The organism is Actinomadura darangshiensis (genome assembly GCF_004349235.1).
GTDB lineage: Bacteria > Actinomycetota > Actinomycetes > Streptosporangiales > Streptosporangiaceae > Spirillospora > Spirillospora darangshiensis.
Genome location: NZ_SMKY01000216.1, coordinates 1 through 15649, shown reverse-complemented (window position 1 = coordinate 15649; position 15649 = coordinate 1). Strand labels below are relative to the sequence as shown.

Annotated in this window: 15 protein-coding genes, 1 other RNA gene and 1 pseudogene; 10 read left to right on the top strand and 7 right to left on the bottom strand. The window is 72.5% G+C overall.

Annotated elements, in window-relative coordinates; translation table 11 throughout:
- The 4 genes from E1293_RS50835 to E1293_RS33550 form a co-directional block, all read right to left on the bottom strand.
- Positions 1-92, bottom strand: a 92-nt coding sequence (locus tag E1293_RS50835; protein ID WP_165978513.1) for a DUF2510 domain-containing protein, incomplete at its 3' end; no start/stop codon positions are given.
- Positions 93-161: 69 nt separating this feature from the next.
- Entirely contained in the window at positions 162-560 is a 399-nt protein-coding gene (locus tag E1293_RS33560) for a hypothetical protein (RefSeq protein ID WP_132201805.1), read from the bottom strand.
- A gap of 37 nt (positions 561-597) precedes the next feature.
- Positions 598-942 (bottom strand): DUF6191 domain-containing protein, encoded by a 345-nt coding sequence (locus E1293_RS33555; RefSeq protein ID WP_132201803.1) that lies wholly within the window; start codon positions 940-942, stop codon positions 598-600.
- A 45-nt stretch (positions 943-987) separates the two neighbouring features.
- Entirely contained in the window at positions 988-1557 is a 570-nt protein-coding gene (locus E1293_RS33550) for a pyridoxamine 5'-phosphate oxidase family protein (RefSeq protein WP_132201801.1), read from the bottom strand.
- A 128-nt stretch (positions 1558-1685) separates the two neighbouring features.
- Here E1293_RS33550 and E1293_RS33545 point away from each other — a divergent pair, with 128 nt between their 5' ends.
- Positions 1686-2507 (top strand): Nif3-like dinuclear metal center hexameric protein, encoded by an 822-nt coding sequence (locus E1293_RS33545; protein ID WP_132201799.1) that lies wholly within the window; start codon positions 1686-1688, stop codon positions 2505-2507.
- Here the strand turns inward: E1293_RS33545 and E1293_RS33540 are convergent.
- A pseudogene (locus tag E1293_RS33540) lies at positions 2486-2707 on the bottom strand (helix-turn-helix domain-containing protein); the annotation flags it as partial. The gene E1293_RS33545 and the pseudogene E1293_RS33540 overlap by 22 nt on opposite strands.
- A 120-nt stretch (positions 2708-2827) precedes the next feature.
- Between E1293_RS33540 and E1293_RS48830 the strand changes: the two are divergent.
- The 4 genes from E1293_RS48830 to rnpB all read left to right on the top strand — a co-directional run bounded on the left by E1293_RS48830 (position 2828) and on the right by rnpB (position 6553).
- Positions 2828-3571: a zinc ribbon domain-containing protein gene (locus E1293_RS48830; protein ID WP_207939239.1), complete on the top strand. Its 744-nt coding sequence runs from the start codon at positions 2828-2830 to the stop codon at positions 3569-3571.
- On the top strand, positions 3568-4713 hold the full coding sequence (locus tag E1293_RS48825; protein WP_207939238.1) for a bifunctional RNase H/acid phosphatase: 1146 nt from the start codon (positions 3568-3570) through the stop codon (positions 4711-4713). The genes E1293_RS48830 and E1293_RS48825 overlap by 4 nt, the downstream gene beginning before the upstream one ends.
- A gap of 71 nt (positions 4714-4784) precedes the next feature.
- Entirely contained in the window at positions 4785-6128 is a 1344-nt protein-coding gene (locus E1293_RS33530) for a TrpB-like pyridoxal phosphate-dependent enzyme (protein WP_132201797.1), read from the top strand.
- Between the two features lie 28 nt (positions 6129-6156).
- An RNA gene (rnpB, locus tag E1293_RS33525) (RNase P RNA component class A) lies at positions 6157-6553 on the top strand.
- A 16-nt stretch (positions 6554-6569) separates the two neighbouring features.
- On the opposite strand, the gene E1293_RS33520 is transcribed toward rnpB, so the two are convergent.
- Complete coding sequence (locus E1293_RS33520) at positions 6570-8261, bottom strand: sialidase family protein (protein WP_132201795.1); 1692 nt, start codon at positions 8259-8261, stop codon at positions 6570-6572.
- An 85-nt stretch (positions 8262-8346) separates the two neighbouring features.
- A complete protein-coding gene (locus E1293_RS33515) occupies positions 8347-9072 on the bottom strand; it encodes a FadR/GntR family transcriptional regulator (protein ID WP_132201793.1) in 726 nt (241 codons plus the stop codon).
- A gap of 149 nt (positions 9073-9221) precedes the next feature.
- Here E1293_RS33515 and E1293_RS33510 point away from each other — a divergent pair, with 149 nt between their 5' ends.
- The 5 genes from E1293_RS33510 to E1293_RS33490 all read left to right on the top strand — a co-directional run.
- Positions 9222-10805, top strand: coding sequence for an ABC transporter substrate-binding protein (locus E1293_RS33510; RefSeq protein WP_132201791.1), 1584 nt, complete (start codon positions 9222-9224; stop codon positions 10803-10805).
- Between the two features lie 33 nt (positions 10806-10838).
- Positions 10839-11798 (top strand): ABC transporter permease, encoded by a 960-nt coding sequence (locus E1293_RS33505; protein WP_132201789.1) that lies wholly within the window; start codon positions 10839-10841, stop codon positions 11796-11798.
- Positions 11795-13729 carry a dipeptide/oligopeptide/nickel ABC transporter permease/ATP-binding protein gene (locus E1293_RS33500; protein ID WP_132201787.1) on the top strand — a complete coding sequence of 645 codons (1935 nt, stop codon included), beginning with the start codon at positions 11795-11797 and terminating at the stop codon, positions 13727-13729. Before E1293_RS33505 ends, E1293_RS33500 begins: the two co-directional genes overlap by 4 nt.
- Entirely contained in the window at positions 13726-14742 is a 1017-nt protein-coding gene (locus E1293_RS33495) for an oligopeptide/dipeptide ABC transporter ATP-binding protein (RefSeq protein ID WP_132201785.1), read from the top strand. Before E1293_RS33500 ends, E1293_RS33495 begins: the two co-directional genes overlap by 4 nt.
- Positions 14739-15649, top strand: a 911-nt coding sequence (locus tag E1293_RS33490) for a dihydrodipicolinate synthase family protein (protein WP_165978512.1), incomplete at its 3' end; no start/stop codon positions are given. The genes E1293_RS33495 and E1293_RS33490, both read left to right, overlap by 4 nt.

The window sequence follows — 15649 nt, the reverse complement described above, 5'->3', positions numbered from 1 at the left end:
GGGCGGGACTGGTCGGACCAGGTCTGGCCGTCCCAGTAGCGTTCGCGGCCCATCCACTCTGGGTCTGGGTACCAACCGGGTGGTGCGCTCACCGGAAACCCGCCTCCCGTCAGGAACAGGTCAAGGCTTGCGCACGTCGCGACACAGCGTCAACACGGCGGTCACAGCTTGGGGGTGAAGGGGCGGCGATGGGCGGGATCGTCCGGCTCGGCGAGGCCGCGCAGGGCCGTCTCGACGAGTTCGATGGCGTGCAGGACGGCGACGAGGCGGGCGCCCTCGCGGCGGTAGGCGTCCAGGACGGACTCGATGCCGTGCGGCGGGACGGTGTCGCCGAGGTCGACGCGGGCCGTCCGGAAGCCCTCCCGGGCCGCCTCCACGGACGCGGTCACGTGGTGGCGGGCCATCCGGGCGAGGGCGATGGGGTAGCGGCGCAGGACGCCGTAGCGCCGGTACTCGGGCGGGACGAGCTCGAGCAGCCAGGCGAGGGCGGTGTCCTCGAAGCGGTCGGTGCCCGGTGGGTGCACCTGCGAGGGCCAGCCGGGCGGGACGTAGGTGCTCACGAGGACAGGATAACCCTCGTTCGAACTTATGTTCGAGTCATTCGGCGGGCGGGGTTCGGCGGATGCGGATCCGGCCCGAGTCCAGGTCGTCGCGGACGCTGCCGGATCCGGTCTGCTCGTGGTCGTCCTGGCGCAGCACCTTCTGCCGCTCCTGCTCCTCCTGCTTGACCTTCTTGGAGCCCTCGAACGCGGAGGCGAGGTCCTCGAACATGCCGCCGCCGAAGCCGGCGCCGGTCTCGCCGTCGCCGCGGATGGCGCCCATCAGGGACGACTTGCCCGTCCCCTCGCGGGGCCACTCGATGGTCTCCGGCTCGGCCGCCTCCGGGCGGTTGCCCATCGGACGGCCCTTGACGCGCTTGCGGCGGCGAAAGGGTGACTTCACACACTCTCCAACGCGATGAGTCTCCAGAATGATCCCAGCGGACATTCAGGTTATGAACGACCACCGGGTGGGAGAACCGGTGAAATCTCCCTGGCGGAGCCCGAACACCGCCTGTGGCCGCACCGCTACCGTCGCGTTCACCTCGGGGTCCAGGAAATCGACACGATAGCGCGTGGCGTACTTGGAGTTGACCAGGTCGATGAACCGCTGGAGATCCTTGTGCTCGGTGAGGATCTGCGCGCGGCCCTCGATGACGACCGGGTTCTCGGCCTCCTCGGTGGTGACGACGACCTGCGGGTTCAGCCGCAGATTCACCATCTTGCGGGACGGGACGGCGCTGCTGAACAGCAGCGCCTCGCCCGACCAGGCGCCCCACACCGGCATGGCGTGCGGGCGTCCGTCCGGCCGCACCGTGCACACCCAGAAGTTCCGGGCGGCCCGGAGCCGCTCCACGGCCCAGGACCAGGGGAGCAGGCCGCTTCCCTCGTCCGGTCCCTGGATGCCGTAGCCGGGCATGAACGGACGTTCCGCGACCGGTCCGGCAGGCTCGACGGGCTTGAGCGGCTCGACGGGCTCGATGGGCTCCGGTTCCGCGGCGGCGCCGGAAGCCGACATGGCGTTCCTCCCTCGGTAGTGCACTGGGGTCGGGCTTACTGTCCCGTCCATATCGTTACAGACCCAGGCGTCCCGTGGTGACGCTCGGTGGCTCGTTGGGAGCGGCTCGGCGCGGTAGCCTGCGGGACGTGCGCCTATCCCATGTCATCACGGCTCTGGAGGAGCTTTATCCACCCTCGTGGGCGGAGCCCTGGGACGCAGTCGGCCTCGTCTGCGGCGACCCGGACCAGGAGGTCGGGCGGGTGCTGTTCGCCGTCGACCCCGTCGCCGCCGTGATCGACGAGGCGCTGGAGTGGGGCGCCGGCCTCGTGGTCACGCACCATCCGCTGCTGCTGCGCGGGGTGCACTCGGTCGCCGCCACCACGCCCAAGGGACGGCTCGTCCACCGGATGATCACGAACGGGATCGCCCTGCACACCGCGCACACCAACGCCGACCGCGCCGACCCCGGGGTGTCGGACGCGCTGGCGCGGGCCGTCGGCCTCACCGGCGGGCTGCGCCCGATTGTCCCCGCCGACGACGATCCCCGCCGCGGCCTCGGCCGGATCGGGGAGCTGGCCGAGCCGGTCACGCTGCGGGAGTTCACGCGGCGGGCCGCCGCCGGGCTGCCGTCCACCGCCTGGGGCGTCCGCGCGGCGGGCGACCCCGAAGCGCTCGTCCGCACCGTCGCCGTCTGCGGCGGCGCCGGCGACTCCCTGCTCGGCACCGCGCGGGCGGCCGGCGCCGACGTCTATCTCACCGCCGACCTGCGGCACCACCCCGCGTCGGAGTTCGCCGAGGAGGGCGGAACCGCCCTGGTGGACGCCGCGCACTGGGCGACCGAGTGGCCCTGGCTCGCCGACGCCGAGCGGCGCCTGGCCGGGTCGTCCCCGGAAGCGGGCAAGTTGGAGACACGGGTGTCCGCGCTCGTCACCGACGCGTGGCGCCTTCACGAAGAAGGAGCACTTTGACCTCCTCCGTCGCCCGGCAGGGCGGGGAGTCCTTCCCTCGCAGGTCGGGTTTCCTGCTTCACGGCGGGCGGCCCCGCGGGAGGTGCCCCCGCCGGTCTCACGGCCGCTCCACAGGCGGCCGGCGTCTTGTTCCACATCAGGCGTACACACCCGAGCGTGCGGTTCAGCACCGCCGCTCGGTCAGGGGCCGGGTACGCCCGGCACTTGTGTCCTCACAGCATGGAATTTACAGCGGGAGTGGTCTTGAGTAAGTCAATGTCGGGAGCCGTCGTGGCCCCGCGCCGTCATGAAGGAGTGGCCGTCCGCGCCGGAGGTGCCCGATGAAAGCCGCACCGCAAGCCCAGGTTCGCCTGATCGACCTGCAGGACCTCGACAGCTCGCTGGACCGGCTGGCGCACCGCCGCCGGACGCTGCCCGAGCTGGCGGAGATCGAGCGGCTGGAGGGAGGCCTGGCCGGGCTGCGCGACGCGATCGTGGCGGCCGAGACCGAGGTCGGCGACCTGCAGCGGGAGCAGAAGAAGGCCGAGCAGGACGTCGACCAGGTCCGCACCCGCGCCGACCGCGACCAGAAGCGGCTCGACTCGGGCCAGGTGACGTCGGCGAAGGACCTCGGCAGCCTGCAGACGGAGATCGAGTCGCTGCACCGCCGCCAGTCCGACCTGGAGGAGGTCGTGCTGGAGATCATGGAGCGGACGGAGGAGGCGGAGGGCAAGGTCTCCGCGCTCCGCACCGACCAGTCGTCCGCGCACGAGGAGCTGTCCGGGCTCGCCGGGCGCCGCGACACCGCCCAGCGCGAGATCGACGACGAGGCGGGGACGGCCAGCGCCGCGCGCACCGCCGTCGCGAAGGACGTCCCGGACGACCTGCTCGCCCTCTACGAGAAGCTGCGCGGCCAGTTCGGCGGCGTCGGCGCGGCGAAGCTGTTCCGCGGTGCCTGCCAGGGCTGCCACCTGGCGCTCAACACCGTCGACCTGAACCGGATCCGGGCCGCCGCCGAGGACGAGGTCATCCGCTGCGAGGAGTGCCGCCGCATCCTCGTCCGCACGCCCGAGTCCGGTCTGTGAGTGCGGTTGCCGGGGGGCGTGGGGGGTCGTCCCCCCACAAGGGCACTGCCCGGAAGCTGGTCGTCGAGGCGGACGGGGGGTCGCGCGGCAACCCCGGCCCGGCCGGGTACGGGGCGCTGGTCCGGGACGCGCTGACCGGCGAGGTGCTCGCGGAGGTCGCCGAGTCGATCGGGCACGCCACCAACAACGTCGCCGAGTACCGGGGCCTGATCGCGGGGCTGGCGGCCGCGGCCGGGGTCGACCCGTCCGCCCGCGTCGAGGTCCGGATGGACTCCAAGCTGGTCGTGGAGCAGATGTCCGGCCGCTGGAAGATCAAGCACCCGGACATGGTGCCGCTGGCGCTGGAGGCCCGGGGCCTCGCCTCGGCGCTGGGCTCGGTGTCGTACGGCTGGATCCCGCGCAACCGCAACGCGCACGCCGACCGGCTCGCGAACGAGGCCATGGACGCCGCCGCCCGCGGCGAGCAGTGGACGCGCAAGGTGGGGGAGACGCCGGGGGAGCCCGAGCCGCCGCCGCGTCCCGTCTCGTCCACGCCCATGACCACGCTGCTGCTGCGGCACGGCGAGACGCCCCTTTCGACCGAGAAGCGCTTCGCGGGGATCGGCGACATCCCGCTCACGGCGAACGGCGTCGCCCAAGCCCGGTCGGCCGCCCTCGCCCTCAAGGACCGCGGGCTGGACGCGATCGTCACCTCGCCCCTGGCCCGCTGCCGCGACACCGCCGCGGAGGTCGCCGCCGTCACCGGCCTGGACGTCCGCGTCGAGGACGGCTTCCGGGAGACCGACTTCGGTGACTGGGAGGGCCTCACGTTCGCCGAGGCGGGCAAGGGCTGGCCCGCCGAGATGAAGACCTGGCTTGCCGACCCGGACGCCGCGCCGCCCGGCGGGGAGAGCTTCGCGCAGGTGTCGCGCCGCGTCCGCACGGCCTTGGACAAGCTCAAGGTCCGTTACCGCGAGCAGACGGTGCTGGTCGTCTCGCACGTCACGCCCATCAAGCTCCTCGTCAAGGACGCCTTGGGCGCGCCCATGTCGTCCCTGTACCGGATGCACCTGAACGTGGCGGCGCTGTCGTCCATCGACTGGTACGCAGACGGCCCCGCGACCCTGCAGACCTACAACGACACGCACCACCTGCCGGCCTGACCGGAACCGGCCTTCCCTCCCGATCCCCGGCCGCCTACCCTGCGCGATAGGCGGCGACCTGGGAGGGGACCGTGACCACGAAGATCCTGCTGGACGAGTCGAGGCTGCCGAGCCGCTGGTACAACGTCGTCCCCGACCTGCCCGCGCCGCCGCCCCCGCCCCTGCATCCGGGCACTCGCGAGCCGGTCGGGCCGGACGACCTGGCGCCGCTGTTCCCGATGGACCTCATCGCCCAGGAGGTCAGCGGCGAGCGCTACATCGACATCCCGGAAGAGGTCCGCGAGGTCTACCGGCTCTGGCGTCCGACCCCGCTGATCCGGGCGCACCGCCTCGAACGCGCGCTCGGCACGCCCGCCCGCATCTACGTCAAGTACGAGGGCGTCTCACCGGTCGGCTCCCACAAGCCGAACACGGCCGTCCCGCAGGCGTACTACAACGCGCGCCAGGGTGTGCGCCGCCTGACGACCGAAACGGGCGCGGGCCAGTGGGGGAGCGCCCTCGCCTTCGCGTGCGCGCAGTTCGCGCTCGACTGCGAGGTCTGGATGGTGCGCGCCTCCTACGACCAGAAGCCGTACCGCCGCTCGATGATGGAGCTGTACGGAGCCCAGGTGCACGCCAGCCCATCGCCGCTCACCTCGTCCGGCGCGAAGATCCTGGCGGACGACCCGGACTCGCCCGGCTCCCTCGGCATGGCGATCAGCGAGGCCGTCGAGTCGGCCGCCCCCGACGACACGCGCTACGCGCTCGGCAGCGTCCTGAACCACGTCCTCATGCACCAGACGGTCATCGGCGAAGAGGCCCTCGAACAGCTGGCCCTCGCCGGCGACACCCCCGACCTCATCGTCGGCTGCACCGGCGGCGGCTCCAACTTCGCCGGCCTGTTCTTCCCGTTCCTCCGCGAGAAGCTCCAGGGCCGCATGAACCCGGCGATCCGCGCCGTGGAGCCGGCCGCGTGCCCGTCCTTCACCCGCGGCCACTACGCCTACGACTTCGGCGACACGGCCGGCTTCACACCGCTGCTCAAGATGCACACGCTCGGGCACGACTTCGTCCCCGACCCCATCCACGCGGGCGGCCTCCGCTACCACGGCATGGCCCCGCTGCTCTCCCACATGTACGACCTGGACCTCTTCGAGGCGACGGCCAAGCCCCAGCGCGAATGCTTCGAGGCCGGCGTCCTGTTCGCCCGCACGGAGGGCATCGTCCCGGCCCCCGAACCCACCCACGCCCTGGCCGCCGCCGTCGAGGAGGCCCGCCGCTGCGCCGAGACCGGCGAACCCAAGGTCATCCTCACCGCCCTCTGCGGCCACGGCCACCTCGACATGGCCGCCTACGACCGCTTCCTCTCCGGCCGGATGGAAGACCGCACCCTGCCCCAGTCCCGCCTGGACGAGGCCCTGACCAAGCTCCCTTGAGGAGCCGCTAACCTTGACGCACGGCGGACGAGCCGGCCGGACGGCCGCGTCGGGGAGCGATCCCCGTCGAGGAAAGTCCGGGCTCCACGGGGCAGGGTGGTCGGTAACGCCGACCCGGGGTGACCCGCGGGACAGTGCCACAGAAAGCAGACCGCCACCGGTCCGCCGGTGGTAAGGGTGAAACGGTGAGGTAAGAGCTCACCAGCGCCCACGGTGACGTGGGCGGCTCGGTAAACCCCACCCGGAGCAAGGTCAAGAAGGGGCCCCGCAAGAGGCCCCGCGCAGGTGCCCGAGGGCGGCCCGCCCGAGCCTGCGGGTAGACCGCTGGAGGCCGCCGGCAACGGCGGCCCGAGATGGATGGCCGTCACCCGCCGCCCCGCAAGGGACGGCGGGCACAGAACCCGGCTTACAGGCCGACTCGTCCGCCCTTCCCGGGGTGTTTCAGGATTCGAGCCAGGGGAGGGTGGCGCGGGTGAAGACGATGCCGCCCGTGTCGCCTACCTCGTAGAGGGTGGCGATGGTGTCGTCCGCCAGGACGGCCATGGTCGAGTAGCCGGCGGCTCCGGGCTTGATGAGGGCCTCGTGGGGCCAGCTCGCGCCGTCGTCGCGGCTTACGCGGACGGTCAGGTCCGTGCGGGATGGTGCGGCGTTGTTGCTGTGCAGGGCGACGCCGGTCAGGGCTGGGATTCCGGTGGTGGGGCGCAGGTAGGAGATTTCGTCGCCATTGCAGCCCGGGTCGATCAGGCCGCTGTTCCAGGACGTTCCGAAGGACGATGTGACGTTCTGGGCGGTGGCGTACCAGCGGTCGCCGCCGGAATTGGAGCGCATGTTCTGGGCCACGCGGCCGGTGGAGCGCTGGATGGCCTTGCTTTCGTTGACGCCGGTTCCGGCGGTCGCGCCGTTGTGCCAGCTGGCGCCGTGGTCGTCGGAGTAGATGTTGGACGCGTGGTCGCCGGAGCCGTCGCGGTAGACGATCGGCTGGACGAGGCGGCCCGACGCCAGCTGGATGCCGTGGCCCGACGAGGCGAACATGCCTGCCCAGGTGGGCTCGCGCACCTGGGGATTCAGGTCGACGGGGGTGCTCCAGGTGGTTCCGTCGTCGGTCGAGGTGACGTAGCGGACATGGGTGTTGGTGGTGGAGGTCGCGGAGGTGTCGCCCGGGGTCGAGCCGTTGAAGCCGACGCCCGGCTTGGGGGAGTAGGTGAAGAAGCAGAAGATCTTTCCGGTGCCGCGGTCGACGAGGAGGCTCGGGTCGCCGTAGCCCTGGGACGTCGTCGGAGCCTTCGCGATGATCTTCGGGTGGGAGAAGGTCGCGCCGTTGTCGGTGCTGCGGGTCATGGCGATCTGGATGTTGTTGGTGCCGCCGCCGAGGTCGTAGCTGCCGTCCACGCGGGCGTCCATGGTGGCGATCACGGTGCCGTCGGCGGAGACGGCCAGGGCCGGGATGCGGACGGACTTGGCCGCCTTCCCCAGGCCGTCGATGGCGGTGGACGTGGTCAGGACGGTCTGGGCGTTCATCCCGGGCTTGCCGGAGCCGGCGCCGCAGCCCGAAGTGCCCGAGACCGTGTCGCTCCAGGAGCCCGAGGTGACGTCGAAGGTGTACGGGGTGCCGTCCGGGACCGTCCAGTAGAGGTCGTCGTCGCCCGAGCCGGCGGGGACGGTGACGGTCCAGGGGGAGTGGGGGCGGCCGGGCCACGCGACGGTGAAGGTGCGGGACGCCGGGGAGTCGTTGGCCAGGATCAGGCGCAGCCGGTGCGGGGTGCCGCAGTCCATGGCGGCGCGGACGCTGAGCGCGTTCGAGCAGTCGAGGGTGCCGGTGTCGGTCTGGTCGAAGCCCCCCGGCGTCGTCGTCCGGAGCGTGTAGGCGGTGCCGGACGGCCTGGTGAAGTGGAAGTGGGCGCTGTCGCCGGCCGCGACCCGGGCGGTCCAGGTGCCGGTACCGGGCCAGGTCAGGGTGAAGGTCGTCGCGGCGGAGGCCCGGTTGACGACCGTTTCCTGGATGCGGCTGGACGTGCAGTCCTGCGTCACGGCGGCGGCCTGTGCGGGGACGGCCTGTGCGGCGGCGGCCTGTGCGGGGACGGCCGACGCCAGCACGGTGACCACGGCGGTCAGGGCGGCGCGGATGCGGGGCATGGCCTCAACCCTCTCTGTAGGACATAGGATGTAGGATGTCCTTCAGGAGGCGAAGCTAGACCGGGTGGTCCGAGGCGTCAAGCTTTCAGTCCGCGCGGGCCTCCAGGCGGGCGCGGATGCCGCGGAAGTGGGCGGCCATCGCCGTGGCGGCGGCGGAGCGGTCGCCGGAGCGCAGTGCCTCGTAGATGTCGCGGTGGCCCTGGGCGACGTCCGCGGCCTGCTGCTCGACGGGGGCGAGGTCGTGCTGGAGGGTCCGGTAGACGTCCCAGAAAGCGCCGAGGAGCTGGTTGACGATCGGGTTGGCGAGCGGCTGGTAGAGCAGCTCGTGGAAGAGGCGGTCGGTCTCCGGGGTGACGAAGCCGGCGCGGGCCTCGTCGTCCATGCGGCGCATGATCTCGTCCAGCTCGGTGGTGCCGGCGGCCAGGCCGCGGTCGATGACCTGCTCGACGAGGCCGCGTTCGAGCACCTCGCGGACGTCCACCAGGTGCGCCAGGTCGTCGCGGCCCTGCCGCTTGGAGATGCGGGCGTGGAAGGTCAGCTCGTCGACCAGCGCGCCGAGCGACATGCTGCCGACGTACATGCCGAACCCGTGCTTGATCTCCACGATGCCGACCGCCTGCAGCGCCTTCAGGGCCTCGCGCAGTGAGTTGCGGCTGACGTCGAGCTCGTCCACCAGCTCGAACTCGGTGGGCATCGGGTCGCCCACCGCGAGGCCGCGCTCCAGGATCAGCTGCTTGATCCGCTGCTGCACCTCCTCGGTCCGGCTGCTGCGCCCGCGCGTCGCGCGGCCCCGGGCCCGCGCTGCGGTCATCGGCTCCCCCAATCGTCTGCGGCCCGGCACTTGACCTCGCCGGTGCCGACGCCTACCGTACACCGACGAACGACGTTGGATGTCCTACCTCCCCTGCGACCTGCGGGGGAACTAGTCTGCAACCCCCACCCCTGACTCCAGGAGACGACGTGACCGATCTCCAGCTGCACCGCCGCGACTTCCTGCGCTACACCGGACTGCTCGGCGCGGCGGCGACGATCAGCGCCGGCCTGGCCGCGTGCGGCGGCCCCTCCTCCACCGGGTCCGGCGGGTCCGGCGGAGCCAAGGACACCATCCAGGCCGCCCTCGCCTACGCCCTGTCGGGCGGATTCGATCCGATGACGGCCTCCAGCGCCGTCGCCGTGGCCGCCAACCTGCACGTGCTGGAGTCCCTGGTCGACCTCGACCCGATCACCCGGAAGCCCTACAACGCGCTCGCCAAGGCCGAACCCGAGAAGGTGGACGACACCACCTACCGGGTCACGCTCCGCGACGGCGCCAAGTTCCACGACGGCTCCGCGGTCACCGCCGACGACGTCGTGTTCAGCTTCGAGCGCGTCCTGGACGAGAAGAACGCGTCGCTGTTCATCCAGTTCCTCCCGTTCCTGGACGGGGTGAAGAAGGTCGGCGCGAGCACGGTCGAGTTCAAGCTCAAGTACGCGTTCGCGCTGTTCGCCGAGCGGCTGTCGGTGGTCAAGGTCGTGCCGCGGAAGCTCGTCCAGGCCGACCAGAAGAAGTTCGACTCGCGGCCGGTCGGCTCCGGCCCGTTCGAACTGGCCTCCGCGAGCGCCACCGACGGGCTGTCGTTCGCCAGGTTCGACGGCTACAACGGCCCGCGTCCCGCGAAGGCCGCGAAGATGACCTGGCTGCTGCTGGCCGAGCCGTCCACCCGCGTCACCGCGCTGCAGTCGGAGCGCGTCCAGGCGATCGAGGCCGTCCCCTACCTGAACGCCGAGGCGCTGTCGAAGGCCGCGGCGGTCCAGTCGGTGCAGAGCTTCGGCCTGCTGTTCCTGATGTTCAACTGCAAGGTCGAGCCGTTCGACGACGTGCGCGTCCGGCAGGCGCTGCACTACGGCCTCGACACCGGCAAGCTGATCAAGACGGCGCTGCTCGGCAACGCCGCCGCGGCGACCAGCTTCCTGCCCGCCGGCCACCCCGACTACGTCAAGGCGTCCACCGTCTACGGCTACGACCCGGCCAAGGCCAGGAAGCTGCTTTCGGACGCCGGCGTCAGCGGCCTGAAGGTCGAGCTGGTCACCACCGACACCGACTTCGTCAAGGACTGCGCGCCGCTGATCAAGCAGAGCTGGGACGCGATCGGGGTCTCCACCACGCTCAACGTCGGCCAGTCCGGCGGGCAGTACTCCAACCGCGTCGACACCGGCAAGTACCAGGTCATGGCCGCGCCCGGCGACCCGTCGGTGTTCGGCAACGACTGCGACCTGCTGATGCGCTGGTTCTACGTCGGGACGTGGCCCGAGCACCGCAGCTTCAACTCCGGCACCGCCGAGGCGAAGAAGGTCGTCGGCCTGCTCGACGAGGCGGCGCGGGAGGCCGGCGAGGGCGCCCGCCGCGCGCTGTGGAAGCAGGCCATCGACATCGTCGCCGAGCAGGCCGCGCTCTACCCGGTCTTCCACCGCAAGCTCGTCACCGGCTGGAACCGCGAGGCGCTGCCCGGGTTCCGGCCCATGGCGACCACGGGACTGTCGTTCCTGGACGTCGGCCGCGCCTGACGTCCCGCCCGCCCGACAGAACGGACGCCACCCATGGCAACGATCCTGCGCATGACGGCGGGACGGCTGCTGACCCTCGTGCCGATGGTGCTGGGGATCACGCTGTTCGTCTTCGTCGTGCTGCGCTTCTCCCCGAACGACCCCGCCTACAACGCGCTCGGCGAGGGGGCGACGCCGCAGGCACGGCACGTCTACGCGGTCGAGCACGGCCTCGACGACCCGCTGCCCGTCCGCTACGTCCGGTTCCTCGGCGACATGGCGCACGGCGACCTCGGGGTGACCGCGCCGCCGAGCCGGTCCGTCACGGACGCGATCGGCACGGCGTTCCCGCTCACGCTGCAGCTCACCGTCCTCGCGGTGCTGCTCGGCGTGCTGTTCGCGGCGGTCCTCGGCGTCACCGCGGCGCTGTTCCGGGACCGCTGGCCGGACCAGGCCATCCGGGTGCTGTCCATGGCGGGCGTCGCGATGCCGTCCTTCTGGCTGGGGATCCTGCTGATCCAGCAGTTCGCGCTGCGGCTCGGCTGGTTCCCGACGGGCGGGTACGTCAACCCGGCCGACTCGGTGGGCGGCTGGCTGCGCAGCCTGACCATGCCCGCGGTCGCGATCGCGTTCCCGGTGGGGTCGCTGCTCGCCCGGGTGGTGCGCACCGCGATGGTCGAGGAACTCGACCGCGACTACGTGCGGACCGCCATCGGCGGCGGGCTGCCGCGCGTGGTCGTGGTCGGGCGCAACGTCCTGCGGAACGCGCTGATCACCCCGCTGACGGTGCTCGGCCTGCAGATCGGCTACCTGCTGAGCGGCGCCGTCGTGGTCGAGGCGATCTTCGGGCTGCCCGGCCTCGGCACCCTGATCATGCAGGGCGTCACGGCCGGCGACCCGGCGCTCGTGCAGGGCGTCGTGCTCGGCATCGCGCTGACGTTCCTGGTGGTCAACCTGCTGGTGGACGTCCTGTACCTGTTCGCGAACCCGCGGCTGAGGGGAGTTGCCCGATGAGCGGAACCCTGACCTCGGGGCTGCGCCGGCTGCGGCCGGCGTCCCGGATCGCGCTGGGCGTGCTGCTGGTGATCGTCGTCGCCGCGCTCGCCGCGCCGCTGATCGCCCGGCACGACCCGCTGACCACCGGCATCGCGAGCCAGGCGCCGTCCGGCGAGCACTGGTTCGGCACCGACCGGGTCGGCCGGGACGTGTTCGCCCGCGTCCTGCACGGGGCGCGCTGGTCGCTCGCCATCGGCCTCGGCGCGACGCTGCTCGCGCTGGCCGCCGGGGCGCTGCTCGGCTCGCTCGCCGCCACGGCGCACCGCGTCGTGGACGAGATCATCATGCGCGGCCTGGACGTGGTCATGGCGTTCCCGGCGGTCGCGCTGGCCGCCGTCCTCGTCACCGTGTTCGGCAAGAGCCTGCCGGTGCTGATCGGCACGATCGCGTTCCTGTACGTCCCGCAGGTCGCGCGGGTGGTGCGGGCGAACGTCCTGTCGCAGTACGGGGAGGACTACGTCGCGGCGGAACGCGTGATCGGCGCGGGACGCGGCCACATCCTGCGCCGGCACGTCGTGGTCAACTGCGCGGCGCCGATCCTGGTGTTCTGCACGATCGTCGTCGCCAACGCCATCGTGTTCGAGGCGAGCCTGTCGTTCATCGGCGCCGGCGTCCAGGACCCGGCCCCGTCGTGGGGCAGCGTCATCGCCTACGGCAAGTCCCTGGTGCTGGCGGGCGGCTGGTGGGCCACGTTCTTCCCCGGCCTGTTCATCCTGGTCACGGTGCTGGTGCTGAACGTCCTGTCCGAGGGCGTGTCGGACGCGTGGGCCGCGCCCGCCGCCCGCTCCGGCGACGAACCCGAAGGGGGCGCCAAGCCCGCTGCCCGTCCGGTGGCCACCGTGCCGCGCGGCGCCGACGACCTGCGCGAGGCGGGACGGAGGCTCGCCGGCCGGGCCCGTCCTCTCCCTGAGGGGGAACCGCTGCTGCGCGTCGACGACCTCACCATCGGGTTCCCCGACCGCTACGGCGACCTCGACGTCGTCGACGGGGTCTCGCTGGACGTCCGTCCCGGCGAGGTCGTCGGGCTGGTCGGGGAGAGCGGCTGCGGCAAGAGCCTCACCAGCCTGGCGGTCATGGGGCTGGAGCCGCGCGGCGCCCGGATCGGCGGCCGGCTGCTGTTCGACGGCCGCGACCTGCGCACCATGCCCGCCCGCGAGCGCCGCCGGCTGCTCGGCCACGACATGGCGATGATCTACCAGGACGCGCTGTCCTCGCTGAACCCGGCGATGACGATCCGCGCCCAGCTCCGCCAGCTCACCCGGCGCGGCGGCACCCGCACCCCCGCCGAACTGCTCGACCTCGTCGGCCTCGACCCGGACCGGACGCTGCGCGCCTACCCGCACGAGCTGTCCGGCGGGCAGCGGCAGCGGGTGCTGATCGCGATGGCGCTGTCGCGGGACCCGCGCCTCGTCGTCGCGGACGAGCCGACCACCGCGCTCGACGTCACCGTCCAGGCGGCCGTCATGCGGCTGCTGCTGCGGCTCCGCGCCGAACTCGGCTTCGCGCTGATCCTCGTCTCGCACGACCTGGCGCTCGTCGCCGACGTCACCGACCGGGTCGTCGTGATGTACGGCGGGCAGGTCGCCGAGGCCGGTGCCACGCCCGACCTCGTGGCCTCGGCCCGGCACCACTACGCGCGCGGGCTGCTCGGCGCCGTCCTGTCGCTGGAGGCCGCGGGCGGACGTCCCGAGCAGATCCCCGGCGTCGTCCCGGCACCGGCGCACTTCCCGGCGGGCTGCCGGTTCGCCGACCGCTGCGCCGCCGCGACCGATCTGTGCGCGACGACCCGGCCGGAGGCGTCCGGTGACCCGCACCGGCACGCGTTCGCCTGCCACCATCCGATCGGCGCGCCCGCCGATGTCCCGGCCAAGGCGGGAGAGCCGCGATGAACACACCGATCATGGAGCTGCGGAACGTGCACGTCCGGCTGCCCGTCCGCGCCGGGAACCCGTTCCGCCGCGCCGCCGTGCACGCGCTGACCGGCGCCGACCTCGCGATCGGACGCGGCGAGACGGTCGGGATCGTCGGCGAGTCCGGCTGCGGCAAGTCGACGCTCGCGAAGGTGCTCGTCGGACTGACGCGGCCCACGTCCGGCACCGTGCTGTTCGAGGGCGACGACCTCGGCACGCTCGGCCGCCGCGACCGCGCCACCCGGCTCGGCGCGTCCGTCGGGATGGTCTTCCAGGACCCGGCGACCGCCCTCAACCGGCGGCTGCCCGTCCGGGCGATCCTGCGCGACCCCCTCGACGTGCACCGCCGGGGCGCACCGGCCGAGCGGGACGCGCGCGTCCGCGAGCTGATGTCGCTGGTCGGGCTGCCGCCGCAGCTCGCCGCCGCGCTGCCCGGCCAGCTGTCGGGCGGGCAGCGGCAGCGCGTCGCCATCGCCCGCGCGCTCGCGCTGGAACCGGCGCTGCTCGTCGCGGACGAGCCGACCTCGGCCCTCGACGTCTCCGTCCGGGCGCAGATCCTCAACCTGATGCTCGACCTGAAGGACCGGCTCGGGCTGTCGGTGGTCTTCGTCTCGCACGACATCCAGACGGTCCGCCGCATGTCCGACCGGGTCGTCACCATGTACCTCGGCCGGATCGTGGAGGAGACCCCGGCCGCCGTGGTCGCGCGCGGCGACACCCGCCACCCGTACACGCGGGCGCTGCTGTCGGCGACCCCCAGCCTGCTCGACCCGATGGAGCCGATCCGGCTGGACGGGCCCGTCCCGTCGGCCGTCCACCCGCCCAGTGGATGCCCGTTCCGGACCCGCTGCTGGCGCGCCACCGCCGAATGCGGCGACGCGATGCCGGACTTCACCCCGGCCGGAGACCCCGCGCACCGGTACCGCTGCCTGCACCCCATCACCGACCCGTCCGACCTCGCCCTGTCCACCGTCTCCCAGGAGATTCCGTGACCCCCGCTCCCTCCGGTCCCCTCACGGGGGTCGTGCCGCCCGTCTGCACGCCGCTGACCCCCGACCTGGAGGTGGACGTCCCGTCCCTGGAACGGCTCGTCGACCACCTCGTCGGCGCCGGCGTGGACGGGCTCTTCGTGCTGGGCTCCACCAGCGAGGTCGCGTTCCTGCCGGACGCGCAGCGGCGCACCGTTCTCGAAACGGTCGTCAAGCACGTCGCCGGCCAGGTGCCCGTCCTCGGCGGCGTCATCGACATGACGACGCTCCGGGTGATCGAACACGCACGGGTCGCGGCGGACGTCGGCTGCGACGGCGTCGTCGCGACCGCGCCGTTCTACACTCGCACCCACCCGGTGGAGGTCGAGGCCCACCTGCGCGACGTCGCCGCCGCCGTCCCGGTGCCCGTCTACGCCTACGACCTGCCGGTCTCGGTGCACTCCAAGCTGGACGGCGGCATGCTGCTGCGCCTCGCGTCCGAGGGCGTGCTTGCCGGCGTGAAGGACTCCAGCGGCGACGACGGCGCCATGCGCACCCTGATGCTCGCCCTCCGCGACGCCGGAGCGTCCGGCTTCAGCGTGCTGACCGGCTCCGAACTCACGGTCGACGCCGCCTTCGCCATGGGCGTGCACGGCGTCGTGCCGGGCCTCGGCAACGTGGATCCGGCCGGCTACGTCCGCCTCCACCGCCACTGCCGCGCCGGCCGCTGGGACGAGGCCCGTACCGAACAGGAACGGCTCCTGCGCCTGTTCGACATCGTCAACGCCGGTGCCCCCGCCCGCATGGGCCGCGGCTCGTCCGCCCTGGGGTCCTTCAAGGCGGCCCTGCACCTGCTGGGCGTCATCGACCACCCGCTGACGGCCCCGCCCCAGGTCCCGCTCGACGCGGCGGAGACCGCCCGCGTCCAGAC

What these genes read in the sequence shown, in the direction of transcription:
- E1293_RS33550 (WP_132201801.1), bottom strand. Translation starts at nt 1,557, where the DNA reads ATGTCGGCTTCCGGCGCCGCCGCGGAACCGGAGCCCATCGAGCCCGTC.
- E1293_RS48830 (WP_207939239.1), top strand. Translation starts at nt 2,828, where the DNA reads ATGAAAGCCGCACCGCAAGCCCAGGTTCGCCTGATCGACCTGCAGGAC.
- E1293_RS33520 (WP_132201795.1), bottom strand. Translation starts at nt 8,261, where the DNA reads ATGCCCCGCATCCGCGCCGCCCTGACCGCCGTGGTCACCGTGCTGGCG.
- E1293_RS33515 (WP_132201793.1), bottom strand. Translation starts at nt 9,072, where the DNA reads ATGACCGCAGCGCGGGCCCGGGGCCGCGCGACGCGCGGGCGCAGCAGC.
- E1293_RS33505 (WP_132201789.1), top strand. Translation starts at nt 10,839, where the DNA reads ATGGCAACGATCCTGCGCATGACGGCGGGACGGCTGCTGACCCTCGTG.
- E1293_RS33500 (WP_132201787.1), top strand. Translation starts at nt 11,795, where the DNA reads ATGAGCGGAACCCTGACCTCGGGGCTGCGCCGGCTGCGGCCGGCGTCC.
- E1293_RS33495 (WP_132201785.1), top strand. Translation starts at nt 13,726, where the DNA reads ATGAACACACCGATCATGGAGCTGCGGAACGTGCACGTCCGGCTGCCC.